General features: G+C 61.5%; 22 protein-coding genes and 1 pseudogene. 8 read left to right on the top strand and 15 right to left on the bottom strand.

Annotated elements, in window-relative coordinates; all coding sequences use genetic code 11:
• Positions 1 to 43: 43 nt before the first annotated feature.
• From HX821_RS25280 to HX821_RS25265, 4 genes are all read right to left on the bottom strand, one after another.
• Complete coding sequence (locus tag HX821_RS25280) at positions 44 to 1,363, bottom strand: MFS transporter (RefSeq protein ID WP_177036705.1); 1,320 nt, start codon at positions 1,361 to 1,363, stop codon at positions 44 to 46.
• Positions 1,364 to 1,652: 289 nt separating this feature from the next.
• A complete protein-coding gene (locus HX821_RS25275; RefSeq protein WP_008435499.1) occupies positions 1,653 to 2,978 on the bottom strand; it encodes a sigma-54 dependent transcriptional regulator in 1,326 nt (441 codons plus the stop codon).
• Entirely contained in the window at positions 2,972 to 4,738 is a 1,767-nt protein-coding gene (locus HX821_RS25270; RefSeq protein ID WP_008435493.1) for an ATP-binding protein, read from the bottom strand. The genes HX821_RS25275 and HX821_RS25270 overlap by 7 nt, the downstream gene beginning before the upstream one ends.
• Positions 4,739 to 4,954: 216 nt before the next feature.
• Positions 4,955 to 6,478: a fumarate hydratase gene (locus HX821_RS25265; RefSeq protein WP_003214142.1), complete on the bottom strand. Its 1,524-nt coding sequence runs from the start codon at positions 6,476 to 6,478 to the stop codon at positions 4,955 to 4,957.
• Positions 6,479 to 6,694: 216 nt separating this feature from the next.
• Here HX821_RS25265 and HX821_RS25260 point away from each other — a divergent pair, with 216 nt between their 5' ends.
• Both HX821_RS25260 and HX821_RS25255 read left to right on the top strand, forming a co-directional pair.
• Positions 6,695 to 7,627, top strand: coding sequence for an iron-sulfur-binding ferredoxin reductase (locus HX821_RS25260; protein ID WP_102369795.1), 933 nt, complete (start codon positions 6,695 to 6,697; stop codon positions 7,625 to 7,627).
• Between the two features lie 30 nt (positions 7,628 to 7,657).
• On the top strand, positions 7,658 to 8,407 hold the full coding sequence (locus HX821_RS25255) for an enoyl-CoA hydratase-related protein (protein WP_003214147.1): 750 nt from the start codon (positions 7,658 to 7,660) through the stop codon (positions 8,405 to 8,407).
• 198 nt (positions 8,408 to 8,605) lie between these two features.
• On the opposite strand, the gene pyk is transcribed toward HX821_RS25255, so the two are convergent.
• A complete protein-coding gene (gene pyk / locus HX821_RS25250) occupies positions 8,606 to 10,057 on the bottom strand; it encodes a pyruvate kinase (RefSeq protein WP_177036703.1) in 1,452 nt (483 codons plus the stop codon).
• Between the two features lie 175 nt (positions 10,058 to 10,232).
• On the opposite strand from pyk, the gene HX821_RS25245 reads away from it, so the two are divergent.
• A complete protein-coding gene (locus HX821_RS25245) occupies positions 10,233 to 10,607 on the top strand; it encodes a tol-pal system YbgF family protein (protein WP_003214151.1) in 375 nt (124 codons plus the stop codon).
• 226 nt (positions 10,608 to 10,833) lie between these two features.
• Positions 10,834 to 11,193: a PilZ domain-containing protein gene (locus HX821_RS25240; protein ID WP_008432342.1), complete on the top strand. Its 360-nt coding sequence runs from the start codon at positions 10,834 to 10,836 to the stop codon at positions 11,191 to 11,193.
• A gap of 16 nt (positions 11,194 to 11,209) precedes the next feature.
• Here HX821_RS25240 and HX821_RS25235 read toward each other — a convergent pair whose 3' ends face one another.
• From HX821_RS25235 to HX821_RS25210, 6 genes are read right to left on the bottom strand one after another with little or no spacing between them, the layout of a single operon-like run.
• Entirely contained in the window at positions 11,210 to 12,541 is a 1,332-nt protein-coding gene (locus HX821_RS25235) for a DUF58 domain-containing protein (RefSeq protein WP_177036701.1), read from the bottom strand.
• 7 nt (positions 12,542 to 12,548) lie between these two features.
• Entirely contained in the window at positions 12,549 to 13,529 is a 981-nt protein-coding gene (locus HX821_RS25230) for a MoxR family ATPase (RefSeq protein ID WP_102369792.1), read from the bottom strand.
• Complete coding sequence (locus HX821_RS25225; RefSeq protein ID WP_177036699.1) at positions 13,526 to 14,683, bottom strand: DUF4350 domain-containing protein; 1,158 nt, start codon at positions 14,681 to 14,683, stop codon at positions 13,526 to 13,528. Before HX821_RS25225 ends, HX821_RS25230 begins: the two co-directional genes overlap by 4 nt.
• Complete coding sequence (locus tag HX821_RS25220; protein WP_177036698.1) at positions 14,680 to 16,209, bottom strand: DUF4129 domain-containing protein; 1,530 nt, start codon at positions 16,207 to 16,209, stop codon at positions 14,680 to 14,682. The genes HX821_RS25225 and HX821_RS25220 overlap by 4 nt, the downstream gene beginning before the upstream one ends.
• Positions 16,196 to 17,176 carry a stage II sporulation protein M gene (locus HX821_RS25215; protein WP_003214164.1) on the bottom strand — a complete coding sequence of 327 codons (981 nt, stop codon included), beginning with the start codon at positions 17,174 to 17,176 and terminating at the stop codon, positions 16,196 to 16,198. Before HX821_RS25215 ends, HX821_RS25220 begins: the two co-directional genes overlap by 14 nt.
• Entirely contained in the window at positions 17,173 to 17,865 is a 693-nt protein-coding gene (locus HX821_RS25210) for an RDD family protein (RefSeq protein WP_003214165.1), read from the bottom strand. The genes HX821_RS25215 and HX821_RS25210 overlap by 4 nt, the downstream gene beginning before the upstream one ends.
• Positions 17,866 to 18,054: 189 nt before the next feature.
• On the opposite strand from HX821_RS25210, the gene sbcB reads away from it, so the two are divergent.
• Positions 18,055 to 19,482 carry an exodeoxyribonuclease I gene (gene sbcB, locus HX821_RS25205; protein ID WP_003214166.1) on the top strand — a complete coding sequence of 476 codons (1,428 nt, stop codon included), beginning with the start codon at positions 18,055 to 18,057 and terminating at the stop codon, positions 19,480 to 19,482.
• A gap of 90 nt (positions 19,483 to 19,572) precedes the next feature.
• On the opposite strand, the gene mvaT is transcribed toward sbcB, so the two are convergent.
• A complete protein-coding gene (mvaT, locus tag HX821_RS25200) occupies positions 19,573 to 19,947 on the bottom strand; it encodes a histone-like nucleoid-structuring protein MvaT (protein WP_003209760.1) in 375 nt (124 codons plus the stop codon).
• Positions 19,948 to 20,296: 349 nt separating this feature from the next.
• Between mvaT and purU the strand changes: the two genes are divergently transcribed.
• Both purU and HX821_RS25190 read left to right on the top strand, forming a co-directional pair.
• Positions 20,297 to 21,145 (top strand): formyltetrahydrofolate deformylase, encoded by an 849-nt coding sequence (gene purU, locus HX821_RS25195; RefSeq protein ID WP_003209762.1) that lies wholly within the window; start codon positions 20,297 to 20,299, stop codon positions 21,143 to 21,145.
• Between the two features lie 84 nt (positions 21,146 to 21,229).
• Entirely contained in the window at positions 21,230 to 21,430 is a 201-nt protein-coding gene (locus tag HX821_RS25190; RefSeq protein WP_023659227.1) for a hypothetical protein, read from the top strand.
• Between the two features lie 10 nt (positions 21,431 to 21,440).
• Here the strand turns inward: HX821_RS25190 and HX821_RS32090 are convergent, their stop codons facing one another.
• On the bottom strand, positions 21,441 to 22,205 hold the full coding sequence (locus HX821_RS32090; protein WP_371316187.1) for a methyl-accepting chemotaxis protein: 765 nt from the start codon (positions 22,203 to 22,205) through the stop codon (positions 21,441 to 21,443).
• Positions 22,206 to 22,298: 93 nt separating this feature from the next.
• Positions 22,299 to 23,330 (bottom strand): annotated as a pseudogene (locus tag HX821_RS32085) (cache domain-containing protein); the annotation flags it as partial.
• Between the two features lie 196 nt (positions 23,331 to 23,526).
• Between HX821_RS32085 and HX821_RS25180 the strand changes: the two are divergent.
• Positions 23,527 to 25,005, top strand: coding sequence for a helicase HerA-like domain-containing protein (locus HX821_RS25180; protein WP_008432355.1), 1,479 nt, complete (start codon positions 23,527 to 23,529; stop codon positions 25,003 to 25,005).
• 121 nt (positions 25,006 to 25,126) lie between these two features.
• On the opposite strand, the gene HX821_RS25175 is transcribed toward HX821_RS25180, so the two are convergent.
• Positions 25,127 to 25,582, bottom strand: a complete 456-nt coding sequence (locus HX821_RS25175) for a DUF721 domain-containing protein (protein ID WP_026077754.1) — start codon at positions 25,580 to 25,582, stop codon at positions 25,127 to 25,129.
• Between the last annotated feature and the right edge of the window lie 7 nt (positions 25,583 to 25,589).

Here is a 25,589-nt window from a genome sequence, read left to right as displayed (position 1 = left end):
TGTCATTGACTGACATGGCCCTTTTTTTACGCCTGCCGAACCCTTAGTCCGTAGTAATCCGCGAATGCTTGCGGGTGTCCTTCATGGTCACATACACCAACAGCGACACCGCAATACACGCGGTGACGTACCAGTAGTAACCGGTTTCCATACCAATGCTCTTGAACCACAGCGCGATGTATTCAGCGGTGCCGCCGAAGATCGACACGGTCAGCGCATAGGGCAAGCCAACGCCCAGGGCGCGGATTTCGGTGGGGAACAATTCGGCCTTCACCACGGCGTTGATCGAGGTGTAGCCGCTGACGATGATCAGCGCCGCCATGATCAGGAAGAACGCGCCCCACCAGGTCTGGATGGTGTGCAGGGTGGTGAGGATCGGCACGGTGAACAGCGTGCCGAGGACGCCGAAGGCGATCAGGATCGGCCGGCGGCCAACCTTGTCCGACAGCCCGCCGATGATGGGTTGCAGGCACATGAACAGGAACAGCGTGGCCGCCGAAATGGTGGTGGAGTCGGAGATGCTCATGCCGACAGTGTTCACCAGGTATTTCTGCATGTAGGTGGTGTAGGTGTAGAACGCCAGGGTGCCGCCCATGGTCAGGCCGACCACGGTCATCAGTTCCTTGGGGTGGCGCATCAAGGTGCGCATTGCGCTTTCCTTGGCCTTTTCTTTCTTGGTGAACGACTCGGTTTCTTCCATGCCACGACGCAGGTACAGCGCCACTACCGCACACAGGGCGCCGATGGCGAACGGGATGCGCCAGCCCCAGTCGTACAGCTGCTCGGTCGTCAGGGTCTGTTGCAGCACAATCAGCACGCCAAGGGCGATGAGCTGGCCGGAGATCAGGGTCACGTACTGGAAGCTGGAGTAGAAGCCCCGACGTTCCTTGGTCGCCATTTCGCTGAGGTAAGTGGCGGAGGTGCCGTATTCACCGCCGACCGACAGGCCCTGCAGCAAACGGGCGAATACCAGCAGGATCGGCGCACCGATACCAATGGCTTCATAGCCCGGGCTCAGGGCAATCAGCAGCGAGCCGAAGCACATCAGGTAGACCGACGCCATCAAGGCCTTTTTACGCCCGACCTTGTCGGCGTACAGGCCCATCAGCCAGCCACCGATCGGGCGCATCAGGAAGCCCACGGCGAAGATCGCGGCGGTGTTCAGGAGTTGGGCGGTGGTGTCGCCTTTCGGGAAAAAGGTCTTGGCGAAATACAGGGAGAAAGCCGCGTAGACGTACCAGTCGTACCACTCGACCATGTTGCCGACCGATCCGCCGAAGATCGACCTGATACGGCTGGAGGTGGTGCGTTCTTTTGCCGGCGCAGCCGCCGACCCCAGAGGCAGGGAGTTGGAGTTATCCATTTAAGGATCCTTCATCTAATTGTTTTTGTGGAGCGCGCGGTAGCGCAGCCTGGCTGGGCTATAGCAGGAGCTGTGCCAAGCCGATGAAGGCCCGGTCTAGAAGGGTTTGCGGAAATTTTTGAGCGGAAAATTGCTGATGAATCAAGGGGGATGAGCGGAAAACCGCCGACGAAGATCGCTCCCACGCTCTGCGTGGGCGCGCATCCTGTGACGTTCCGCGTCACGATTTTAAGGGCGGACGCGGAGCGTCCAGAGCTGCATTCCCACGCGGAGCGTGGGAACGATCGGGTTAGAGGAACGTATCCCGCGCCAGGCCATGGCGCTGCATTTTTTCATTGAAGGTGCGCCGTGGCAGTTGCAACTCGGCCAGCACCGCCTTGATATCGCCTTTGTGCCGGGTCAGCGCGGCTTTCAGGCAATGGGCTTCAAATGCTTCCTGCTGCGCCGCCAACGATTGCCCGGCTTCGATGCCTTCCGGCTCCGGTTCACCCAGCCCCAGCACCTGGCGTTCAGCGGCATTGGCCAGCTCCCGCACATTCCCCGGCCAGTCATGGCTGAGCAGGCGCCCCAGCGCGGGTCCGCTCAGGGGCGCGAAGTTGCGGCCCAGGCGCTCGGCGGCGCTTTGTGCAAAGTGCTCGAACAGCAGGGGAATGTCTTCCCGGCGTTCCCGCAGCGGTGGCAGGCGCAGTTGTGCGACGGTCAGGCGATAGGCCAAGTCCTCGCGAAAACGCCCGGCGCGAGCTTCGTCCAGCAGGTCGGGTTTGGTGGCGGCGATGATCCGCAAGTCCACCTTGATGCTTTGATTGGAACCGAGCCGTTCGAGTTTTTGCTCCTGCAACACCCGCAGCAATTTCACCTGCTGGGCCAGCGGCATGCTTTCGATCTCATCGAGAAACAGCGTACCGCCATTGGCGTATTCCAGCTTGCCGATGCGCTTGCCCTGGGCGCCGGTGAACGCGCCACTTTCATGGCCGAACAGCTCGGCTTCAAACAGCTGCTCGGGAATCGCCGCGCAGTTCAGCGCCACAAACGGCTTCTTCGCCCGGGGGCCGAAATCATGCAGGCAACGGGCGACCAGTTCCTTGCCGCTGCCGGTTTCGCCGCGAATCAACACATTGACCGGCAAGCCGGCCAGGTCCAGGACTTGCCGGCGCAGGTTCTGCAAACCCCGGGACACCCCCAGCAGGCTCGATTCCAGTTGGGCACGGTGATCGGCCTGCTGATGCAAGCGGCGGTTTTCGAGCACCAGCCCGCGCTTGTCCAGCGCCCGGCGCAGGCTGCTGAGCAGGGCTTCGGGGCTGAAGGGTTTTTCGAGGAAGTCGTAGGCGCCGTCGCGCATGGCTTCGACGGCCATCGGCACATCGCCGTGGCCGGTGAGCAGAATCACCGGCAGGTCGGCGTCACGCCGCTGCACTTCAGCCAGCAACTCCAGGCCGCTGAGGCCGGGCATGCGCACGTCGCTCAGGATCACCCCGGGAAAGTCCCTCGGCAATTGCGCCAGGCATTCTTCGGCGCGGCCGAACAACTGCACCTCAAAGCCCGACAGGCTCAGCCATTGCTCGACGGCCGTGCGAATGCTGGCTTCGTCGTCGACCACAATCACCGCATTCAACATAGGTCTGGCGTCTCCAGTGCGATGGGCAAGGTCAGGGTAAAGATCGCCCCGTCACCTTGATTGCCGGCGCTCAGGCGCCCGCCAAGTTCGTGGACGATAGCGTACGACACGGCGAGCCCCAAGCCGAGCCCGTCGCCCACCGGCTTGGTGGTGAAGAACGGGTCGAACACGCTGTTGAGGTTTTCCTCGGCGATCCCGCCGCCGCTATCGCTGACGGTCAGGTGCCATAGCTGCTGATCGGCGTGCAGACGGATCTCCAGGCGCTTGCGTGGCTTGTCGGCCATGGCGTCGAGGGCGTTGCGCAGCAGGTTGATCAGCACCTGTTCGAGGCGGATCGCGTCGCCGCGTACCCAGGCGGGGCGGGTCAGGTCCAGTACGGTGCCGATGGCTTCGTCCCGCAGGCGCGCATCGAGCAAGTGCAGGGATTGGTCCACCACCGTCGCCAGGTCGAGGCGTTCGCGCAGGCCGCTGGGGCTCTTGCGGGCGAAGGTCTTGAGGTGGCCGGTGAGCGCGGCCATGCGTGTGAGCATGTCGTCCAGCGGGGTCAGGGCCTGGTAGGCGTCGTCCACCCGGCCATGGTCCAGCAGCAGCCGCAGAGTCGCCAACTGCATGCGCTGGGCGGTCAATGGCTGGTTGATTTCGTGAGCGAGGGCGGCAGACATCTGCCCCAGCGCTGCCAGTTTGGCGGATTGCACCAGGCCATCCTGGGCAGTACGCAGGGCGCGGGTGCGTTCTTCCACCAGTTGTTCAAGTTCTTCGCGGCTGCGCTGGCGCAAGCGGGCGAGGCGCCAGCGCTGGGTCAGGAACAGCACCAGGAACACCAGCGCCAGCCATGAGCCGGCGGCGGCGAGGCCGGCGTTGCGTTGGTCTTCAAAGGCAAATTGTGGCTTGCGCAGCAGGTGCAAGGTCCAGCCTTCGGCCTTCAGCGGCAGGGATTCCCAAATGTAATTGGCCTTGCCGTCGGGGCCGTCGACGCGCATCAGGTGGCTGTTTTCGTCAAAGCGTTGCAAGGCTTCGGTGTCCAGCGGCAGCAATTGTTTCTTGTCGTATTGGCGGGTGGCCTTGAGTTCGGCGTGGTCGCTGTCCGACAACGGACGCAGCGCGCGGTAGCGCCAGCCCGGCTGATTGGCGATAAACACAATGCCCCGGGCATCGCTGACCAGCAGCAAGTCATTGCCCTGGGCCCACTCGCGCTCCAGTTCCGGGAACTCCAGCTTGACCACCATGGCACCGAGGAACTGCTCGTTCTCGCCGACCACCGCGCTGGAGAGGAAATACCCCGGAATCCCGGTGGTCACCCCCACTGCATAAAAACGCCCGGTGCCCTGGCTCAAGGTTTGGCTGAAGTACGGGCGAAACGCGTAGTTGTGCCCCACATAACTGCTGGGCAGGTTCCAGTTGCTGGCGGCCACGGCGAGGCCGTTGCGGTCCATCAGTTCCAGGGTCGAGGACTGGGCGGCGCCGTTGATGCGCTCCAGCTTGCGGTTGAGCAAATCCTGGGTGGCGGTGTCCAGCGGGCCCTTCAGGGCGCTGATCATTTCCGAGTCCAGGGCCAGCACGGCGGGCAGGGCGCGGTAACGTTCGATCAGGGTGTGCAGGGAGTTGCCATAAAGCATGAGCTGCTGATTGGCGCGGGCGGCGTCATCCACCAGGGCCAGGCGTTCGGCGTGGCGGGTAGCCAGGGCGGCAGCCAGTACCGCGCCGGCGATGATCAGCAAGGAGTAGAAGGTCAAACGCAGCGGGCGGGGAATCGCAATCATACGAAGATGAACAGTGCAATTAGGGGCGAGCACCATAGCACGAGGCGCATGGCTGTTGTGGCGAGGGAGCTTGCTCCCGCTGGGGCGCGTAGCAGCCCCAAAAAAATGGGAGCGCTGCGCACTGGAGCGGGAGCAAGCTCCCTCGCCACAGTGAGAGGTGCATGAAACAAAAAAGGCGACCGTAGTGGTCGCCTTTTATCCTTGCAGGGGAAATGCTTACTGCACTTCTACCGCCAGGCTTTCACTGATCTTTTTCTGCCAGATGGCAGGACCGGTGATGTGTACCGACTCGCCCTTGCTATCAACGGCAACGGTGACCGGCATGTCTTTCACGTCGAACTCGTAGATCGCTTCCATGCCCAGCTCGGCGAACGCCACGACGCGGGATTTCTTGATGGCCTGGGCCACCAGGTAAGCCGCGCCGCCCACTGCCATCAGGTAAACCGCCTTGTGGTCCTTGATCGCTTCGATAGCGGTCGGGCCGCGCTCGGATTTGCCGATCATGCCCAACAGGCCGGTTTGCTCGAGGATCTGGCGGGTGAACTTGTCCATCCGCGTGGCGGTGGTCGGACCGGCAGGCCCCACCACTTCTTCGCGCACCGGATCAACCGGGCCGACGTAGTAGATGAAGCGACCCTTGAGGTCCACCGGCAGGGTTTCGCCCTTGTTCAGCATCTCGACCATGCGCTTGTGCGCGGCGTCGCGACCGGTGAGCATCTTGCCGTTGAGCAACACGGTTTCGCCCGGCTTCCAGCTCTGCACGTCTTCCGGGGTCAGGGTGTCGAGGTTGACGCGACGGGCCGACGGGCCGGCTTCCCAGACGATTTCCGGGTAGGCGTCCAGCGGTGGCGCTTCGAGCGATGCAGGGCCCGAGCCGTCGAGCACGAAGTGCGCGTGACGGGTGGCGGCGCAGTTGGGGATCATGCACACCGGCAGCGAGGCCGCGTGGGTCGGGTAGTCCATGATTTTCACGTCGAGCACGGTGGTCAGGCCACCCAGGCCCTGGGCGCCGATGCCCAGTTGGTTGACCTTCTCGAACAGCTCCAGGCGCATCTCTTCGATACGGTTGGACGGGCCGCGTTTCTTCAGCTCGTGGATGTCGATGGATTCCATCAACACTTCCTTGGCCATTACCGCGGCTTTCTCGGCGGTGCCGCCGATGCCGATGCCAAGCATGCCCGGTGGGCACCAGCCGGCGCCCATGGTCGGAACGGTCTTGAGCACCCAGTCGACGATCGAGTCGGACGGGTTGAGCATGGCCATTTTCGACTTGTTCTCGGAACCACCGCCCTTGGCGGCCACGTCCACTTCCACGGTGTTACCCGGGACGATGGAGTAGTGGATCACGGCAGGGGTGTTGTCCTTGGTGTTTTTACGCGCACCGGCCGGGTCGGCGAGGATCGAAGCCCGCAGGACGTTTTCCGGCAGGTTGTAGGCCTGGCGCACGCCTTGGTTGATCATGTCGTCCAGGCTCATGGTGGCGCCATCCCAGCGCACGTCCATGCCTACACGTACAAATACGGTGACAATCCCGGTGTCCTGGCAGATCGGGCGGTGGCCGGTGGCACACATGCGCGAGTTGATCAGGATCTGAGCCATGGAGTCACGGGCCGCTGGCGATTCTTCGCGCAGGTAGGCCTCGTGCATCGCCTGGATGAAGTCAACGGGATGGTAGTAGGAAATGAATTGCAGGGCGTCGGCAACGCTCTGAATCAGGTCGTCTTGCTTGATCACGGTCATGAGTCGCGCTCCTCTATAAGGGAACATTCAATAAAGGTGGCGTCAGTGTTGCATCGGTCGGCTGAAGCCACCTTTCCAAGGCACGCCAAAGTGGTGCAGGCGCGACGCTAAAAAGGCGCGGCAGTATAACCCGCCACGGTGGCCGATACACCCGACTATGGTCAAACTCTACCGGGCGTGATTCCCTGTAGACGCCTTTTTGATCCGAGACCCTTGATGCCTGAACTTCACGTCGGTGAACGCCACTGGTCGGTAGCCGCCGGCAGCAACCTGCTGGATGCCCTGAACCAGGCGGGCGTGGCCGTGCCTTATAGTTGCCGCGCCGGCAGCTGCCATGCCTGCCTGGTGCGTTGCCAGGGTGATATCCAGGACAACCAGCCGGATGCCCTGAGCCCGGCGCAGCGCCAGGATGGCTGGCGCCTGGCGTGCCAGTGCCAGGTCGCAGGTGACTTGCAGGTCGAAGCCTTCGACCCGCTGCGTGACGGGTTGCCGGCGACGGTGCTGAGCGTCGATTGGTTGAACCCGAGTGTACTGCGCTTGCGGCTGCAACCCGAACGCGGCTTGCGCTACCGGGCGGGGCAGCATCTGGTGTTGTGGGCCGGCAGCGTTGCGCGGCCTTATTCATTGGCCAGCCTGCCCCAGGAAGATCCGTTTCTCGAATTTCACATCGATTGCCGCCTGCCCGGCGAATTCAGCGACGCCGCCCGCCAATTCAAGGCCGGTGACAGCCTGCGCCTGGGCGAATTGCGGGGCGGCGCGTTGCAGTACGACCCCGACTGGCAATCGCGGCCGCTCTGGCTGCTGGCCTCGGGCACCGGACTCGGCCCGCTATGGGGCGTGTTGCGCGAGGCCTTGCGCCAGGATCACCAGGGCGCCATCCGGGTCATTCACCTGGCCCATGACGCGGGCGGTCATTACCTCGCCGGGCCATTGGCCCAGCTGGCTGGTGCGCATCCGAACGTGACCGTTGAGCTATGGACAGCGGCTGAGGTGACGCAGGCGTTGGCGCAACTGCGGCTTGTTTCCCGGCAAACTCTGGCTTTACTCTGCGGGCACCCGGCCAGTGTCGAGGCCTTTTCCAAGCGCCTGTTCCTGGCCGGACTGCCGCGCAATCAACTGCTGGCCGATGTGTTCCTGCCCCGTGGTTGAGCGCTGAATTTCCCAGCCGCGAGATTTGTCATGACCGATGCCATCCTGCAGCAACGCGAACGCGGGTTGCTGATTTTGCAGCTCAATCGCCCGGACAAGAAAAATGCCCTGACCCGCGCCATGTACAGCCAATTGGCCGAGGCGCTGGAGCAGGCGGATGCCGATACCAGCGTGAATGCCGTGCTGATCCAGGGCAGCAGCGAGTGCTTCACCGCCGGTAACGATATTGGCGACTTCCTCGAACAACCGCCGGCGGATCTCGACAGCCCGGTCTTCAATTTCATGCGCAGCTTGCTCAACTGCCGCAAGCCGGTGATTGCGGCGGTGGCGGGCGTGGCGGTGGGAATTGGCACGACGCTGCTGCTGCATTGTGACCTGGTGTATGTCAGCCGGGATGCACGGTTGCGCATGCCGTTCGTCAACCTGGGGCTGTGTCCGGAGTTTGGGTCCAGCTTGATCCTGCCGCGCTTGCTGGGGCATGCCAAGGCGGCGGAGTTGCTGCTGTTGGGTGAAGGGTTTACCGGCGAACAGGCTGCCGCCTGGGGCATTGCCACCGAGGCATTGGGCAGCGGTGAATCGGCCCTGGCCAAGGCGCGGGAAATTGCTGGACGGTTTGAGACCCTGGCGCCGGGCGCGGTACAGGTCAGCAAGCATCTGATGAAAAGCGTTGATCGCGAGCAGTTGCGCAAGGTGATCGAGGAGGAGGGGGCGTTGTTTACCCAGAGGTTGAAGTCGCCGGAGGCGATTGCGGCGTTGTCGGGGTTTATCACTCGGAGATGAATGAGCGTTGACTGGTCGGCCTATTCGCGAGCAAGCCCGCTCCCACATTCGACCGTGTTTCTTGAGGATGTACGCGATCAAATGTGGGAGCGGGCTTGCTCGCGAATAGGCCAGTAAAGCCAACACACAAGCCAATTTGCAATGCAAAAAGCCCCGCCATTCACATGGCGGGGCTTTTGTTTTTCAGCGAGCGGTCACTCAGACCATTGGGTCGCCAACGTGCAGGATCTTCATGCCGTTGGTGCCGCCGATGGTGTGGTAGCTGTCACCCTTGGTCAGGATGACCCAGTCGCCTTTCTCCACGACGCCGCGCTTGAGCAACTCGTCGATCGCGGCCTGGCTGACTTGCTCAGGCGGCAGCGATGCCGGGTCGAACGGTACGGTGTAGACGCCGCGGAACATGGCCGCACGGGCCTGGGTTTCGCGGTGCGGGGAGAACGCGTAGATCGGGATCGAGGAACGGATGCGCGACATGATCAACGGCGTGTAGCCACTTTCGGTCAGGGCGATGATCGCTTTCACACCCGGGAAGTGGTTGGCGGTGTACATGGCCGCCAGGGCGATGCTCTGGTCGCAGCTTTCGAAGACCTTGCCGATACGGTGGCTGGAGGTCTTGCTGGTCGGGTGCTTTTCAGCGCCGACGCAGATGCGTGCCATGGCCTGCACGGCTTCCAGCGGGTACGGGCCAGCCGCACTTTCAGCTGAAAGCATCACGGCGTCGGTGTAGTCGAGCACGGCGTTGGCCACGTCGGACACTTCGGCACGGGTTGGCATCGGGTTCTGGATCATCGACTCCATCATCTGGGTCGCAACGATCACCGCCTTGTTGTGGCGACGTGCGTGCAGGATGATTTTCTTCTGGATACCGATCAGCTCGGCGTCACCGATTTCCACACCCAGGTCGCCACGGGCAACCATCACGGCGTCGGAAGCCTTGATCAGGCCGTCGAGGGTTTCATCGTCGGCTACGGCTTCGGCGCGTTCGATCTTCGCCACCAGCCAGGCAGTGCCGCCGGCTTCGTCGCGCAGTTTACGGGCGTATTCCATGTCGGCGGCGTCGCGCGGGAAGGATACCGCGAGGTAGTCCACTTCCATTTCGGCGGCGAGCTTGATGTCGGCCTTGTCTTTTTCAGTCAGGGCCGGGGCAGTCAGGCCACCGCCGCGACGGTTGATGCCTTTGTGGTCCGACAGCGGGCCGCCGATGATCACGGTGCAATTCAGTTCGGTCGGGGTGGCGGTGTCGACGCGCATTACCACACGGCCGTCGTCCAGCAGCAGCTCGTCGCCCACGCCGCAGTCTTTCACCAGGTCCGGGTAGTCGATACCCACGACTTGCTGGTTGCCCTCGGTCAGCGGATGGCTGGTGGAGAAAGTGAACTGGTCACCGATCTTCAGCTCGATCCGCTTGTTGGCGAATTTGGCGATACGGATTTTCGGGCCTTGCAGGTCACCCAGCAACGCCACGAAGCGGCCATGCTTGGCGGCCAGGTCACGCACCAGCTTGGCGCGAGCCTTGTGCTCGTCCGGGATGCCGTGGGAGAAGTTCAGACGGGCAACGTCCAGGCCAGCCAGAATCAGCTGTTCGAGGACTTCCGGCGAGTTACTGGCCGGGCCAAGGGTGGCGACGATTTTGGTACGACGGACGGACATGCACGGACTCCTGAGTTCAAGCGCTGGGGAAGGCTACTATGCTCTTTGGTTGTAGTCATTGTTCGTTTGCACTACTTATCGATGATTCGCTTGTTTTCACTCTGCATGAACAGATGAACAACCTTGAAGATTTTCGATGAAGGGTCGATACACTGCACAAGACAGGAGAACCCCCATGCGAATCGTGATCATTGCTGCCCTGGCCGTCAGTGTTGTCGGCTGCACCCGTTGGTCGATGGACCATCATTTGAACAATGCGTACCGCGCCTACGGTGTGGGCGATTGCCAGCGGGTCACCCTTGAGTTGTCCCAGGTCGACCGTGAAAGCCGTTCCCGGCGCTACGTGCAACCGGAAGTCTCGATGTTGCGCGGGCAGTGCCTGGAGCGCGAGAAGCTGTTTGTCGATGCGGCGCAAACCTATCAGTTCATCATCAGCCAGTACCCGGCGAGCGAGTACGCATTCCGTGCCCGTGCCCGTTTGGATACCCTGCAGCAACTGGGGCATTACCCCGGCGCGAGCGTTGCCCAGCCGCGGCCGGCGTCGTTGTGATGATATTTGTCATGCCATAGCTGGCTCGTTGCCAGTCTTGGGCTAATCTTTGAATGTCAGTTTGTATAGGTTTCTATTCAAACGGATGGCGTTCCCGGATTTGGCAGCTGTAAAAGTGGCAACCCGTTTGCGGTTGTCGCACCGATATCCGGGGAGAGCGGGCCTTCAGGCTCGTTTCGAATCACTGGAGCGGCCACATATATGGCCATTGGATGGCGACCTCATCATGTTTACTCACCGACGGATCGAGCGGCATCAGTTACCTTGCTTCCTTCAAGTGTTCAACCGCCTGACGGACAAGCCAATCGGCTATCTGGGCAATGTTTCCGAGCAGGGCCTGATGTTGATCAGCCAGTTACCCATGATGGTCGATGTGGAGTTCGAGCTGCGCTTGAAGATCCCCGGGCCTGAGGGTGAGGTGCAGGCGGTAGACCTCACGGCCACCTGCCTGTGGTGTCATGAGGATATAAACCCCCAGCATTACGATTCCGGGTTCAGCATATCCCAGGCCCCTGCCGAATATGGGGAGGTGATCAGCGCGCTGCTGGATTACTTCAGCTTTGATCCGTTGCAGGCCTCTGCCTAGGTGCTGCATCCGGCGTTCATAGCGCGCCGGCTTTTTTCCAGCCCAGGTAGCGGGTCACCAGGGCGGCACCCAGGTCCGAAGGCAGTGTGTCCAGTACCGACAGCCCGTGGGCGTTCAAGCGGTCGTGGAGTTCGTCCCGGGTATTGAGATAGTTGATCGTGCCGCAGTAGGCCAGGGCTTCGGGCAGGGTTTGCACGGGAGCCTGGCGTAACTGGTCAAGGACCTCCTCCCGCAGGCTTGCGACCATTACCCGGTGCTGGCGGCTGATGCGCTTTACGGCGCTGAGTAACTCTTCATCTTCCTCATCCCGCAAATTGGTCACTACGATCACCAGCGAGCGACGTTTCTGCCGGGCCAGCAGTTGGCTGGCGGCCGCCTGGTAATCGGCCGTACGCCGGGACGTGTCCAGGTCATACACCGCATTCAGCAACAGGTTGAGCTGGCCACCGCCCTTGACCGGCGCCAGGTAGCGCGGCTGGTCGCAGGCAAATGTGCACAGCCCTACGGCATCGCCCTGGCGCAAGGCTACATAACTGAGCAGCAGGCAGGCGTTGAGCGCGTGGTCGAAGTGCGACAGTTCGGCGTCCTGGCTGCGCATACGGCGGCCACAATCGAGCATGAACATGATCTGCTGGTCGCGCTCGTCCTGGTACTCCCTGGCAATGGGCGTGCGTTGCCGGGCGGTGGCTTTCCAGTCGATCTGGCGCAGGCTGTCACCTTCGCGAAACTCACGCAGCTGGTGAAACTCCAGGCCCAGCCCACGCCGTTGCCGCTGGCGTACGCCCAGCTGGTTGAGCCAGTTGTCCACCGCCAGCAACTGCGCGCCATACAGGCGTGCGAAGTCCGGGTAGACCCGGGTGGCGTCGCTGACGTCGATCAGGCGCCGGGCCGACCATAGCCCCAGGGCGCTGGGCAGATGCACTTCACAGCGGGTAAAGCTGAAATGCCCGCGCCTTTGGGGCCTTAGCCGATAACCCAGTTCACTGTGCTCGCCGGGCCGCAGTTCGATGGACTGCGGCAGGTCCTCCACCGCCAGGCCGTCAGGCACATGATCGAATACCTGGACCGCCAACGGCTGGGGATAATCGTGCTCCAGGCTTAGCCGCACTTCCCCCCAGCGCCCCAGTGCCAGGCTGCCGGGCATCTGCCGTCGCACGCGCGGGGACGGCCGGCGGCGCAGGCGGCTGGCATCCAGCAAGGCCAGCAGCAACAGGGCCAGCAGCAGGCCCCACGTCACTGAGTGCAGGGCGTCTGGCACCTTGACCTGTAGCGCCACCAGTGCGCCGAGCAGGATACTCAGGCCCAGCAGTACACCGAGCCAGGTCAACAGCAGGCGGGTTGGTCTCATGGGCGTCTCATTGGCGTGGCGCCGGGACCTGGTCCAGCAATTGCCGGAGCACCTGGTCGACTTCCAACCCGTCGATATCCAGCTCCGGGGCAATACGCACCCGATGGCGCAACACTGCCAGGGCGCAGCCCTTGATGTCGTCCGGGGTCACGAACTCGCCCCCGCGCAGCAAGGCCCGCGCCCGTGCACCGCGAACCAGGGCGATGGAGGCCCGGGGCCCGGCGCCGATGGTCAGGCCCGGCCAACTGCGCGTAGTGCGGGCCAGGCGCACGGCGTAGTCGAGCACCTGCTCATCCAGCGCCAACTCGCTGGCAATCTGTTGCAACAGCAGCACGTCTTCGGCTTGCAGCACCGTGCGCAGCGGCTGTACGTCGAGCATGTCGGCTCGGGACGAGCGGGTGACTTCGCGCACCATGTCCAGTTCCTGCCGTGCCTCGGGATAGTCCATGCGCACCTTGAGCATGAAACGGTCCAGTTCGGCTTCGGGCAACGGGTAAGTACCTTCCTGCTCGATGGGGTTCTGGGTGGCCAGTACCATGAACGGCTGGCCGATGGGCAGCGCCTCGCCTTCAAGGGTTACCTGGCGTTCCTGCATGGCTTCCAGCAACGCTGCCTGGGTTTTCGCCGGGGCACGGTTGATCTCGTCAGCCAACAGCAGGTTGGTGAACAACGGTCCCTTGCGCAGCTTGAACTGTTCGGTATGCAGGTCGTATACGGCATGGCCGGTCACGTCGCTGGGCATCAGGTCCGGGGTGAACTGGATGCGCGCGAACTCGCCTCCAAAACAGCGTGCCAGCGCGCGTACCAGCAAGGTCTTGCCCAGGCCGGGAACCCCTTCAAGCAACACATGGCCGCCCGCGATCAACGCCGTGAGCACGTCATCGATCACCGGGTCCTGACCGATAACCGCCTTGCGCAGTTCGACGCGCAAGGCCTGGGCCAGTTGGCTGGCGCGCTGAATCGGGTCAGTGGCGGGAAATTCGCTCATAGGGCATTCCTGAGGGTTTGCAGGCAGGCCACCTGGCGGCTGAAATCGGCGCTGGAGAGCCGTTTCGTCGCAGGTGGGCCAAGGGCCTGGCTGATAACAAGGGAGGGTTGGCGGGTCAGGCGTTCAAGCACCCGCAATTGTTCGGCTGTATCGAGGTGTTCGAACCCGGGATGACGGCGCCGAGCGGTGCGCTGGATGTCGCGCTGCAAGGCTTGCAGCAAGCTGTCTTGCCCGCTGCGGCGCAACAGGAAGTCGGCACTGGCGTTCAAGTGTTCCTGCAATTGCCGCCGTGCCTTGGGCGCCGGTTGCCGGATCGGACCCTGGCGCAGGCTGGCGTGCCAGAGGCCCAGGGCGATCAGTGCGGCAAGTGCCACCAGTGCCTGGGGGAAGTAGCGCAACAACAGGCTGAACAGGTCCTCGACATCAGTGTTGAACAGCAGTGTGACCTGGGTGCCCTGGCTCAGGTACCAGAGCAGCCACGCGTTATCGTGCAGGCCGATGCCGGGGTTTTTCCACAGGTCGCTGTCGGTGACCACGGTCACACGCCCTTGCCCGAGGTTGACCTGCATCAGGTGCGTCGACCGGGCGCTGTTGGCCGAGAATTGTGCCAGGTGCCTGGGGTCGGTGAGGTTGAAGTCGGTGTCGAAGCTGAAATAGGCCGGCGCTGTTTCGTTGTCCACATAGAGTTTGGTCAGGTCCGGCGTTTTCTTTTTACGCGCGGGTGCCGGAGCGTCGAATTCTTCACTGAAGGATTGGTGTATCTGCACACGATCCAGCAACAGGTCGCCACTTTCACCGGTGTCCTCATCCCACAGCGCTTCGGCTACCAGCAGCAGATGGCCGCCAGCCCGGGTCCACTGCAGCAGTTGATCAACCTGGGGCGGGCTCATGTTGCTGCGCTCGCCCAGCAACAGCAGGCTGTTGCCCTTGGGCGAAAGGCTGGCCAGCCGTTCGAGGCTGTTGGCATGTTCCACCACCAGGCCCTGCTGGCGCAGAAAGTGTTCAGCTGCCAGGTAGGGGTTGACCAGGGCTTCGGGTGAAGGGCCGCGATCGACCACTTCCTGATAAGGAATCGCCTTGTGCCAGGCATAAAAACCGCCTGCTGCCAGCAAGCCCGCGACCAGCAGCCCGACCCACAGCAACGGCCGGTTCATTGCGCCGCTCCCGAACCGAACAGGGTTCGCCAATCGCTGCATAGCTGTTGTTGCACCAAGGCAGGCGGCAGGCGATGGCCATAGGCAAGGTTTTGCCAGTAACGGGTCAGCTCACCGCTGAATGCCAGCAGCTGCGGTTGTTGCAGTTGGCGGATACGTTCCAGGACTTCACCTTCCGTGTCGGCACTTTTCAGCGGCAGGTTGAAGTCGTGCAGCAAGCGGCTGAGCAACCCACGGTAGAGCAGGCCGAGGGCTTCCCGGGGCTGTGTTGCCCACAGCTGTTCGGCGGCGCCTGCGATGTCTTCGGGCAAGGTGTCAGCCCCCAGTTCAAGGCCGAACAACTGCGAAGGCACGGGTTTGGCAGCCTTGGGTTTGCGCGGGCTGCGGCGGCTGACAAAGGCATGCAGCCAGTCGCGGTAGCGCCAGATCACCAGTGCCAGGCCACCTGCCAGCAATCCCCAGAGCAGTACTTCAAGGCCCTTGGCGATGTGCTTGAACGAATCACTGTTGAGGTTTTTCAGCAATGCTTCCAGCCAGGCTGGCAGCTTGGCATCACCTGCCGCTTTGTTTTTGTCGGCTGCTTTATCCTCGCCGAAGCGGTAGCGAGTGAGCGTTTCCGGGTTCTTGAACGGTGGCTGCTCCAACAGCGTCTTGATCGAGTGACTGGCCGATTGTGTAGTCAGCGGCGTTTGGGGAACCGGTTCATCAGCCCATGCCGATGGGATCGGCGGAATCAGCGTCAGCCCGGCCACCAGCAACAGCAGCGACGCCACACCGCTCAGGCGCTGGCGCATTCGGCGGAACACCAGTTCCAGGTCCCAGGCTTCCAGCACCGTGCGGCGGTTCAGGTAAAGGCTGAAGCCACAGGCGACATAGATCGGCTCCCAGAACACCAGGATCAAGGCGTAGAACATGTTGGTCAGGTGCTCCAGCCAACGCCAGTCGTGGCCGGCGGTGAGCACCAGTTGCTGCCAATCCCAGTCGCGTTCGACCTCTTGCGGCAGGAAGAAATAGAACACGGCCATCAACCCGAACCACAGGGCGATTTCCAGGTGCACCCCGATCAGGGTCAGCCAGCGCGCGGCGCCTGCGTTGCGCTGCTGCAACACCCCGAGACGTTGTTGGCGCGCCTGGCCTTGCAGCCCTTCGAGCTGGACCACCGGCATCTCGAAGCTACGGCTGAGGCTGAAGCGCCGCCAGGTCAGGCTGGCCAGCAGTTGGCCCTTGAGCAGCCGCGGCGATTGGCGCAGCGCTTGTTTCAGGCTGGGTGTTTCGCCGAACAGGGCCTTGGACAGGATATACAGTGGCAGGCGGTCGAAGGCGGGTTTCAACCACCAGAACAGCAACAGCGCCGTGGTGGGGTGATTCCACAGCAGCACGCTGAACAGGGCGAAGACCGGCAAGGTCACGATGGCCCAACTGCTCATCAACAGCAGTCGATGTTCCCGGGCCAGCAGGATGCCGAGGTCCATGGCCTCCCAGGAGGTACGCGGGCGGATCACGACGCTGGCATCACTCAGGCGCATGGCGATTCCGTCCGGCAAACAGCAGGTAGGCCGCCATCAGCAACCACAGGGCGGTGCCGACCAGGTACTTGACCCACGGCGCCACGGCATTGGTGGACGACCAGTACGCCTCGATAAACGCGGCGATCAGCAGGAACACCATCACACCACAAATCATTTGCACACTTTTGCGCGCGGCCAGGCGCAGGGATTCGCCTCTGGTGAGGGGCCCCGGTGCAATCAGCGCCCAGCCCAGTTGCAGGCCAGCCGCGCCAGCCAGGGCAATTGCGCTGAGCTCGAAGGCGCCATGGCCGATGACAAATGACCAGAACGTTTGCCCGTAGCCGATTTGCGTCAGGTGCCCGGCAACGGCGCCAATGATCAGGCCATTGAAGAACAGGAAAAATACGCTGCCCAGGCCGAACAGCAGCCCGGCGGCAAAGGTCTGGAAGGCGATACCGATGTTGTGCATCACGTAGTAGCCGAACATCATCCAGTCTTCGCTGGAAGCGCGTTCGGCTGCCCGGCCCAGGCGGCTGGCATCGGGGTTGTACATGGCCTGCATCTCGGCCACCTGCCGAGGGCTGACGATGCTGTAGATCAAGTCCGGAAACAGGTACACCAGCAAAGCAATGCCGAGCAGGCTGCCAAAGAATAGCAGGCCGGCAGCCAGCACAAATGGCCATTGCGCGCGAACCAGCCTGGGGAAATCGGCCAGCAGGAAGCTCAGCACGTTTGCCCCCATCCGGCTGCGATGACGATACAACTGTTGATGGCCGCGCAAGGCAAGCTGCTGCAACGGGTCCACCAGGTAGCTGCTGTAGCCGCGCTCCTGGGCCAGGGCCAGGTGCTGGCACAACTGCCGGTATTGATGAGGGAAGTCGACGAAGTCGGCGCCTTTGGCTTTGCCTTTCTCCAACTGCGTCAACTGCTCGGCAAAGGCTTGCCATTGTGGCTGATGACGGCTTTCGAAAAGACTCTGTTTCATGCTGGCCCCAACAATCCGCGGGCCACACCGTTGAGTTCTGCCACGGCGCGGGCAGGGGAGACCTGCAGGGGCGTGGCCAGGATAGCGGCCAGTTCGTTGACCCGTTCGGCCGACAGTTCGCCCTGGCGTTCGGCGAAGCTGAGAATCGCCCGTTGTTCGTTCAGCTCAAGGGCGAACGGCAGGCGCAGCGCCGGGGCCTGGGGCACTTGCGGGCGGGAAAGCGGTTGTTCGCGGTAGATCACCAGGGTCCCGGCCGCCAGGTCGCCCAGGCGCTTGAAGTTGGGGTGTTGCAGGCAACTGATGGCGCCGAGGAAATAGCCGAAGGGCAGCATGTCGACAAAACGCAGCAGGTTACGGATCAGCGAGGCGGACCAGCCGATGGGCGTGCCGTCGTCCTGTACCACCCGCAGGCCCATGACCTGCTTGCCGGGCGAGCAGCCCTGGTTGAGCACTTCGAAAAGCACCATGTACCACCAACTGACGAGGAACAGCAGCAGCGAACCCAGGCCAATGCCCAGGTTGCCGAGAAAGGCCAATGCGATAAACAGGATGCCGAGAATCAGGCCGCGCAAACCCAGGTCGAAGGCAAAGGCCAGTGAGCGTACCAGCAGGCCGGCCGGGCGCAGGGGCAGGTCGATACCCTCCGGGGTCTCGATCTGGTAGCGGGTATCCAGTGGCGCAGGTGGCATCGCGGTCCTTGGCAGTGCGGCGCTGGCGCCTGGGCGGCAGCGGCGGGGTTGGAAAGACCGATGCTAGCAGTGTCGACGGTGGAAGCAACCACTCAACGATTTACTGAATATTTGTACAGGGAACACAGCGCTGGCCCCCGATGCCTGCAAGCGCCTAGACTTTGCCGGTCTTCAGCACAGGAATAGCCCGTGACCACCATTTTCTGGTACGACTATGAAACCACCGGCATCAATCCGCGTACCGACCGCCCGCTGCAGGTAGCCGGTATTCGCACCGACCTCGAGCTTAACGAGGTCGGGCCGCCGGTCAATCTCTACTGCCACCCCAGCGACGATATCCTGCCGCATCCGGCAGCGTGCGCGATCACTGGCATCACTCCCGGCGTGCTGGCGGAAAAAGGCCTGGCCGAAGCCGACTTCATGACCCGGGTGCACGCCGAGCTGGCCACCCCGGGCACCTGCGGGGCCGGCTACAACACCTTGCGTTTTGACGATGAGATGACGCGCTACAGCTTGTACCGCAATTTCTTCGATCCCTATGCCCGGGAATGGCAAGGCGGCAACAGCCGCTGGGACCTGATCGACGTGGTGCGCACTGCCTACGCGCTGCGCCCTGACGGGATCGTCTGGCCGGAACAGGACGGGCGCGTCACCCTCAAGCTTGAGCGGTTGACGGCCGCCAACGGCATCGACCACGGCCAGGCCCACGACGCCTTGTCCGATGTGCGCGCCACCATCGCCCTGGCCCGGTTGATCCGCGAGAAGCAACCCAAGCTCTATGACTGGCTGTTTCAACTGCGTAGCAAACAACGGGTCATGGACCAGGTGCGGTTGTTGCAGCCGATGGTGCATATTTCCGGTCGTTTTTCTGCCGAGCGTCATTACCTGGGGGTGGTGCTGCCGCTGGCGTGGCACCCGCGCAATCGCAATGCATTGATCGTCTGCGACCTGGGGCTCGATCCGCAAGGGCTGTTGGACGAGGACGCCGATACCTTGCGCCGGCGCTTATATACCCGCCGCGACGAACTGGCCGAAGGTGAATTGCCGGTACCGCTCAAGTTGCTGCACATCAATCGTTGCCCGGTGGTCGCACCGTTGAGCGTGCTTCGGCCGCAAGACCGCGAGCGTTTGCAGCTGGATATGGATGAGTGTGATGCGCGGGCCCTGCGGCTAAGCGACGCACAGGAACTATGGCGCGATAAACTGGCGGCGATTTACGCCGAGGAAGATTTTGCGCCAAGCGCCGATCCCGAGCAGCAGCTATACGATGGTTTTATCGGGGATCGTGATCGACGTTTATGTGAGCAAGTGAGAGTCGCCGAGCCTGCGCAACTAGCGCGCCAGCAATGGCCTTTCGATGATGAACGTTTGCCTGAATTATTATTTCGCTATCGTGCACGCAACTTTCCAGACACCTTGAATAGTGAAGAGCAACAACGCTGGAGAGTTTTCTGTCAGCAACGTTTGTCAGACCCTCAATGGGGCGCGCCAAACACCCTTGAGGGTTTTAAGCAGGCGTGTCTTGAGTTGGCTGTTAGTGCCACACCGTTTCAGCGCCAGGTGCTTGATGAATGGCAGGAGTATGTTGATGCCTTAGCGACTCGAATGAGTCTGTAATCAGCTTCCCGGTAAAATACGGACAATAAAAAACGCCAGCAAGCTGGCGTTTTTTATTGCGTTGCGTATCACGCAGCGTCCTGGCGAGGCTTAGCCCAGCAGGGTAGCCCAGCCTTCAACCACGTCGCCGCCCCACTTGGCTTTCCACTCTTTCAGAGTCTTGTGGTTGCCACCTTTGGTTTCAATCACTTCGCCGTTGTGCGGGTTTTTGTATTGTTTAACCTTGCGTGCACGCTTGGTGCCGGTAGCTTTTACGGCGCCACGTGGAGCCTTAACTTTCGAATCCGGATCCAGCAGCGCGATGATGTCACGCAGGGATTTGGAGTATTCGCCCATCAGGGTGCGCAATTTGCCTTCGAATTCCAGCTCGGTTTGCAGTTTGTCGTCTTGGGACAGGTTCTTCAAACGGGCTTGCAGCTCTTTGATAGCTTCTTCGGTGGCGCGATATTCGTTGATCAGGGACATGGGGACTACCTTATGCAGGGCGCTGGGTGAAAGGGGATAGTGGCTCAATAATAGTCAGACAGTTTGCCCAAGTAAACATTTAAGGCCGCATTTATGTAATTTACTTTGGTTGTTTGTGGCAAAAGCGTGGAATTGAGTTAATTAGTAAGGGGGATGGCCTAAAGATACTCTGGTTAAGTCTTGGCTTACTGCCGGAGTCCACGCGTTTGCACACATAGTGGGGAAAAACCTTACGCTATTAAGGGGCAGGGTTGACGCAGCCGATCAGAATAAGCGTTGAGGAATACTGCAGTTTTTCTGCGCAATCGCTAGAATGGCGGCCTTTGCGAAGTTCTGGAGTTTCCCCCTAATGCGCACTTTTCGGCTGGTGATTGCTTGCCCGGACCGGGTTGGCATCGTTGCCAAGGTCAGTAACTTTCTGGCTTCCCACAACGGTTGGATCACCGAAGCGAGCCATCACTCGGACAATCTCAGCGGCTGGTTTTTCATGCGTCACGAAATTCGTGCCGATACGCTGCCCTTTGGTCTAGAGGCATTTCGCGAGGCATTTGCGCCGATCGCTGAAGAGTTCTCGATGACCTGGCGCATCACCGACACGGAACAGAAAAAACGCGTGGTCCTGATGGCCAGTCGTGAGTCCCACTGCCTGGCAGACCTGCTGCACCGCTGGCACAGCGATGAACTGGACTGCGAAATCTCCTGCGTGATTTCCAACCATGACGACCTGCGCAGCATGGTCGAGTGGCATGGCATTCCGTACTACCACGTCCCGGTCAACCCGCAGGACAAGGAGCCGGCCTTTGCCGAGGTCTCGCGCCTGGTCAAGCAGCACGATGCGGACGTCGTGGTACTGGCGCGCTACATGCAGATTCTGCCGCCGGAGTTGTGCAGTGAATACGCTGGCAAGGTGATCAATATTCACCACAGTTTCCTGCCATCGTTTGTGGGTGCCAAGCCGTATCACCAGGCATCCCTGCGTGGCGTGAAGCTGATCGGTGCAACGTGCCACTACGTCACCGAAGAGTTGGACGCCGGTCCCATCATCGAGCAGGACGTGGTGCGTGTCAGCCATAGCGACAGCATCGAAGACATGGTCCGTTTTGGCCGTGACGTCGAGAAGATGGTGCTGGCTCGCGGCCTGCGCTATCACCTGGAAGACCGGGTGCTGGTGCACGGCAACAAGACTGTCGTGTTCTGATTGAAGTGTTTTGATTGAAGAATGAAGGGCCTGGGCGTTAAATCGCTACAGGCCCTTTTTTTGAGCGCGGGTGAGGACTGGAGCATGAGCGATCCACTGGACAAGGCGACGTCCAAAGCCCCCGCGACGCTGGGAGAGGGTTGTTTGAGTCGATATGACCCGGATGACCTGAGCAGTGAGGACGGCACCGAGTTTCCAGGCGCCGCCGAGTTGTGGGAACAATTGCAGGACACATCCGAATTGCCTGAAGAAAAGGCGTCAGCGGCTGTGCAAGGCAGCCGCTGACCCGGCGGGATCAAATCCGGAAACTACCCACCAGTTGTTTCAAGCGCGCCGCTTGCTGTTCCAGGTCGGAACAGGCCCGCAAGGTTGATTGCAGGTTTTCCACACCTTCCTGATTGAGGGTGTTGATCTCGGTGATGTCCATGTTGATTGACTCCACCACCGAGGTCTGTTCCTCGGTAGCGGTGGCTACCGACTGGTTCATCCCGTCAATTTCGCCGATACGCTGGGTCACGCTGTTCAGACGCTCGCCCGCCAGGTTGGCGATTTCCACACTGTCCTGGCTGTGCCGCTGGCTTTCGCTCATGGTGCTGACCGAATCTCGGGCGCCGACTTGCAGCTCCTCGATCATCATCTGCACCTGCTGCGCTGACTCCTGGGTGCGGTGCGCCAGGTTGCGCACTTCATCGGCCACCACCGCAAAGCCGCGCCCGGCTTCCCCGGCCCGTGCGGCTTCAATCGCCGCGTTGAGGGCCAGCAGGTTGGTTTGCTGGGAAATGCTGGTGATCACTTCCAGAATCTGCCCGATGTTCACTGTCTTGCTGTTAAGCGCTTCGATATTGGTGCTGGAGGCGCTGATCATCTGCGACAACTGGTTCATCGCCTTGATATTGCGTTCCACCACTTGCTGACCGTCTTCGGCCAAGTGCCGGGCATCGCTGGCCTGGTTGGAGGCCTGTGCGGCGTTGCGGGCGATTTCCTGGGCGGCGGCCCCCAGCTCGTTGATCGCGGCCGCGACGCTGTTGGTCCGGTTGGCCTGCTCGTCGGAATTGACCATCGAGGAATTGGAGGCGCTGACCACCCGCAGGGCCACTTCATTGACCTGCTCGGTGGCCGAGGAAACTTCGCGAATCGAGGTGTGAATCCGCTCCACGAAACGATTGAAAGCGCTGCCAAGCACGCCGAATTCGTCGTGGTTCTGGATGGTCAGGCGGCGGGTCAGGTCGCCTTCACCGTCGGCGATGTCTTCCATGGCGCGGGTCATGACGTGCAGTGGCTGCAGGAGGATGCGAATCAGCATGCCCAGCAGGGCGATGATGATGACCACGGCGATGATCGTGGCGATGATCGCCGAGGTGCGGAATTCGCTGAGCATGGCGAAGGATTTATCTTTATCCACCGACAGGCCGAGGTACCAGTTCACCGAGGGCAGGCCCTTGATCGGGGTAAAGGTGACGATACGTGTCTTGCCGTTTACCTCGACTTCACTGAAGTCGCTGCTGATCCTGGGGGTGTTGTTCGGATAGACGTCGGCCAGGGTTTTTATCACTAGGCCCTTGTCCGGGTGTACCAGCACTTTGCCGTCGGCACTGACCAGGAAGGCATAACCCATGCCGCCGAAGTTCAGGGCACCGATGTTGTCTACCAGGGTTTGCAGGCTCAGGTCGCCGCCCACCACGCCGACACTCTGGCCGGCCTTGGTGCTGGGGGTGGCGATGGAGATGATCAACTGGCCGGTGGCCGCGTCAATGTAGGGTTCGGTCAGGGTTGAGCCGTTGCTGCCCTGCGCGCCCTTGTACCAGGGGCGTACCCGTGGGTCGAAGCCGTCGGGCATCTTGGTATCGGGGCGGATGACGAAGCCGCCCTTGCTGTCGCCAAGGTACGTGGCCATGAACGAGGACGTCAGGGCCTTCTGTTCCAGGAGGCTGGCGACGCTGGTTGAATCCGGGTTGATGGCGATGTTCTGTGCGGCGCTTTCTATCAGCACAATGCGCCCGGTAAGCCAGGTCTGGATGTTGCTGGCAGTGACATCGCCCATTTCATGCAGGTAGTTGTTCAGGTCGTCGCGAATCGCATTACGCTGCAAGTAGTCGTTGTAGAGGGTAAACAACGCAAAGGCGGCAATGACGACAAGAGCGGCGGCAAGCAGGATTTTATGGCTGAAACGCAGATTTTTATTCATGGCTTGTGGGGTCCGCTATGGTCTTAATATCCGATGCACGTCCTTCTGGGGCGCGCGGAATGGCTGCGTCAAAAAAAGTGTGATATTTCCATCTGCTCCTGCAGGAATTATCCGGCCTGTTTTTCCAAGACTTTTTGGGTCTCTCGCTTTATCTGTATCGACCATTCAGCGCCAAAGATTAACCATGGGTGACAAAATGCCTGACTCCTCGCAACTCATTATTGGTGCAGATCTTCAGGGCCAGCCGATTGCCCAGTCGATGCGCCTGGCCAACCGCCACGGCCTGATCGCAGGCGCCACCGGCACCGGCAAGACCGTGACCTTGCAGCGCCTGGCGGAAGCTTTCAGCGACGCCGGGGTCGCGGTATTTGCCGCCGATATCAAGGGTGACCTGTGTGGCCTGGGCGCTGCGGCCAACCCTCAGGGCAAGGTCGCCGAGCGCATAGCCGGCATGCCTTTCCTTAATTACACGCCCAAGGCGTATCCGGTGACGTTGTGGGATATCCACGGCCAGTCCGGTCATCCGTTGCGCACCACCATGAGTGAAATGGGCCCGCTGTTGCTCGGCAGCCTGTTGGAGCTCACCGACAGCCAGCAATCGGCCCTCTACGCAGCCTTCAAGGTGGCCGATCGTGAAGGCCTGTTGTTGCTGGACCTCAAGGACCTCAAGGCGCTGCTGAACCATTTGCGCTATCACCCGGAGTTGCTCGGGGAAGACGCGGCCTTGATGACCACCGGTTCCAGCCAGGCGCTGTTGCGGCGCCTGGCGGTGCTGGAGCAGCAGGGTGCCGAAGCGTTGTTCGGCGAGCCGGCGCTGCAACTCGAAGACATCCTGCAACCGGCCAGTGACGGCCGCGGGCGTATTCATCTATTGGACGCCAGCCGGCTGGTGCATGAGGCGCCGAAGGTCTACGCGACCTTCCTGCTTTGGCTGTTGGCCGAACTGTTCGAGCAACTGCCGGAACGTGGCGATGCCGACAAGCCGCTGCTGGCGCTGTTTTTCGATGAGGCGCATCTGTTGTTTGCCGACACCCCCAAGGCCCTGCAGGATCGCCTGGAGCAAGTGGTGCGGCTGATTCGCTCGAAAGGCGTCGGTGTGTATTTCGTCACCCAGTCTCCCGGGGACTTGCCGGACACCGTGCTGGCGCAACTCGGCTTGCGCATCCAGCACGGGCTGCGGGCGTTCACCACCAAGGAGCAGAAGTCCCTGCGGGCGGTGGCCGATGGTTTCCGGCCCAATCCGGCATTTGATGCGCTGGCGGTGCTGACCGAGTTGGGTACAGGTGAGGCATTGGTGGGAACCTTGCAGGAAAAGGGGACGCCTGAAGTAGTCCAACGCGTACTGGTAGCACCGCCGCAATCGCGGATCGGGCCACTGAGCGAAGCTGAGCGGGCAGCACTGATTGCCAGTTCGCCATTGCAGGGGCGTTATGACAAGCCGATTGACCGTGAGTCGGCGTACGAAGTGCTGATGGCGCGCAAGGACTTGGGCCCGCAAGAGGATTCGACGCCCGCCGCTGAAGAGCCAAGCTTTACCGACAAGGCCGGTGCGTTCCTCGGTACTACGGCAGGCAAGGCACTGAAATCGGCGATGCAACAGGCGGCCAATCAGATGGGCCGGCAGTTGGTGCGCGGGTTACTGGGGTCTTTGTTAGGCGGCAGCAAACGTAAATAACGATGGGATCAAATGTGGGAGCGGGCTTGCTCGCGAAAGCGGTGGATCAGTCAATATATCCAGTGACTGACACGCCACCTTCGCGAGCAAGCCCGCTCCCACACTTGGTTCTACGCCGGTCTCAGGTTTTGGGTTTGGCGTGAGCGGCCAGCCGCTCCAGCGCAGCGCGTAAGTTCGGATCGGTAATCCCGTCTGCCGTGGCCTGAATGGTTTCGGCGGCGATTTCCGACAAATCCATCGTGTGCCCCACCGCACCTTGCGGCACGGTCGGCGGTTGTACTTTGAATTGGATGCGCGTCAGGCTGGTGAACTCATCGAAGGCCATCAATTGGCGCTGCAAACGTTTCTGCTGGTAGCGCAGGCGCGTCGCCCAATGGCCGTCGGTGACGATCAGCAGCAGATTGCCTTCGCGCCACGAGGCCACATGGCAGTGTTCGCGAGCGGCGGGCTGCAGTTGGCTTTCTACCAGGCGTTGCAGATGACCAAGGCGTTGCGCATGGCCGAAGATGGCTTTTAAAGGCTTGGCTTCGCGAAGCAACACGGCGGGAGCTCGGGCCGTAAGAGGGCGAAATGCCATGACTAGA

The sequence above is a fragment of the Pseudomonas sp. B6001 genome, assembly GCF_013386015.1.
Lineage (GTDB): Bacteria > Pseudomonadota > Gammaproteobacteria > Pseudomonadales > Pseudomonadaceae > Aquipseudomonas.
Note: the sequence above shows the minus strand (reverse complement) of the source record. Positions and strands in the feature narration are given on the sequence as shown.

What these genes read in the sequence shown, in the direction of transcription:
- HX821_RS25175 (WP_026077754.1), bottom strand. Translation starts at nt 25,582, where the DNA reads ATGGCATTTCGCCCTCTTACGGCCCGAGCTCCCGCCGTGTTGCTTCGC.
- purU (WP_003209762.1), top strand. Translation starts at nt 20,297, where the DNA reads ATGCGCACTTTTCGGCTGGTGATTGCTTGCCCGGACCGGGTTGGCATC.
- HX821_RS25265 (WP_003214142.1), bottom strand. Translation starts at nt 6,478, where the DNA reads ATGACCGTGATCAAGCAAGACGACCTGATTCAGAGCGTTGCCGACGCC.
- HX821_RS25180 (WP_008432355.1), top strand. Translation starts at nt 23,527, where the DNA reads ATGCCTGACTCCTCGCAACTCATTATTGGTGCAGATCTTCAGGGCCAG.
- HX821_RS25220 (WP_177036698.1), bottom strand. Translation starts at nt 16,209, where the DNA reads ATGCGCCTGAGTGATGCCAGCGTCGTGATCCGCCCGCGTACCTCCTGG.
- HX821_RS25255 (WP_003214147.1), top strand. Translation starts at nt 7,658, where the DNA reads ATGACCGATGCCATCCTGCAGCAACGCGAACGCGGGTTGCTGATTTTG.
- HX821_RS25270 (WP_008435493.1), bottom strand. Translation starts at nt 4,738, where the DNA reads ATGATTGCGATTCCCCGCCCGCTGCGTTTGACCTTCTACTCCTTGCTG.
- HX821_RS25275 (WP_008435499.1), bottom strand. Translation starts at nt 2,978, where the DNA reads ATGTTGAATGCGGTGATTGTGGTCGACGACGAAGCCAGCATTCGCACG.
- pyk (WP_177036703.1), bottom strand. Translation starts at nt 10,057, where the DNA reads ATGTCCGTCCGTCGTACCAAAATCGTCGCCACCCTTGGCCCGGCCAGT.
- mvaT (WP_003209760.1), bottom strand. Translation starts at nt 19,947, where the DNA reads ATGTCCCTGATCAACGAATATCGCGCCACCGAAGAAGCTATCAAAGAG.
- HX821_RS32090 (WP_371316187.1), bottom strand. Translation starts at nt 22,205, where the DNA reads ATGGTCAATTCCGACGAGCAGGCCAACCGGACCAACAGCGTCGCGGCC.
- HX821_RS25230 (WP_102369792.1), bottom strand. Translation starts at nt 13,529, where the DNA reads ATGAGCGAATTTCCCGCCACTGACCCGATTCAGCGCGCCAGCCAACTG.
- HX821_RS25235 (WP_177036701.1), bottom strand. Translation starts at nt 12,541, where the DNA reads ATGAGACCAACCCGCCTGCTGTTGACCTGGCTCGGTGTACTGCTGGGC.
- HX821_RS25225 (WP_177036699.1), bottom strand. Translation starts at nt 14,683, where the DNA reads ATGAACCGGCCGTTGCTGTGGGTCGGGCTGCTGGTCGCGGGCTTGCTG.
- HX821_RS25210 (WP_003214165.1), bottom strand. Translation starts at nt 17,865, where the DNA reads ATGCCACCTGCGCCACTGGATACCCGCTACCAGATCGAGACCCCGGAG.
- HX821_RS25190 (WP_023659227.1), top strand. Translation starts at nt 21,230, where the DNA reads ATGAGCGATCCACTGGACAAGGCGACGTCCAAAGCCCCCGCGACGCTG.
- HX821_RS25260 (WP_102369795.1), top strand. Translation starts at nt 6,695, where the DNA reads ATGCCTGAACTTCACGTCGGTGAACGCCACTGGTCGGTAGCCGCCGGC.
- HX821_RS25280 (WP_177036705.1), bottom strand. Translation starts at nt 1,363, where the DNA reads ATGGATAACTCCAACTCCCTGCCTCTGGGGTCGGCGGCTGCGCCGGCA.
- HX821_RS25215 (WP_003214164.1), bottom strand. Translation starts at nt 17,176, where the DNA reads ATGAAACAGAGTCTTTTCGAAAGCCGTCATCAGCCACAATGGCAAGCC.
- HX821_RS25240 (WP_008432342.1), top strand. Translation starts at nt 10,834, where the DNA reads ATGTTTACTCACCGACGGATCGAGCGGCATCAGTTACCTTGCTTCCTT.
- HX821_RS25245 (WP_003214151.1), top strand. Translation starts at nt 10,233, where the DNA reads ATGCGAATCGTGATCATTGCTGCCCTGGCCGTCAGTGTTGTCGGCTGC.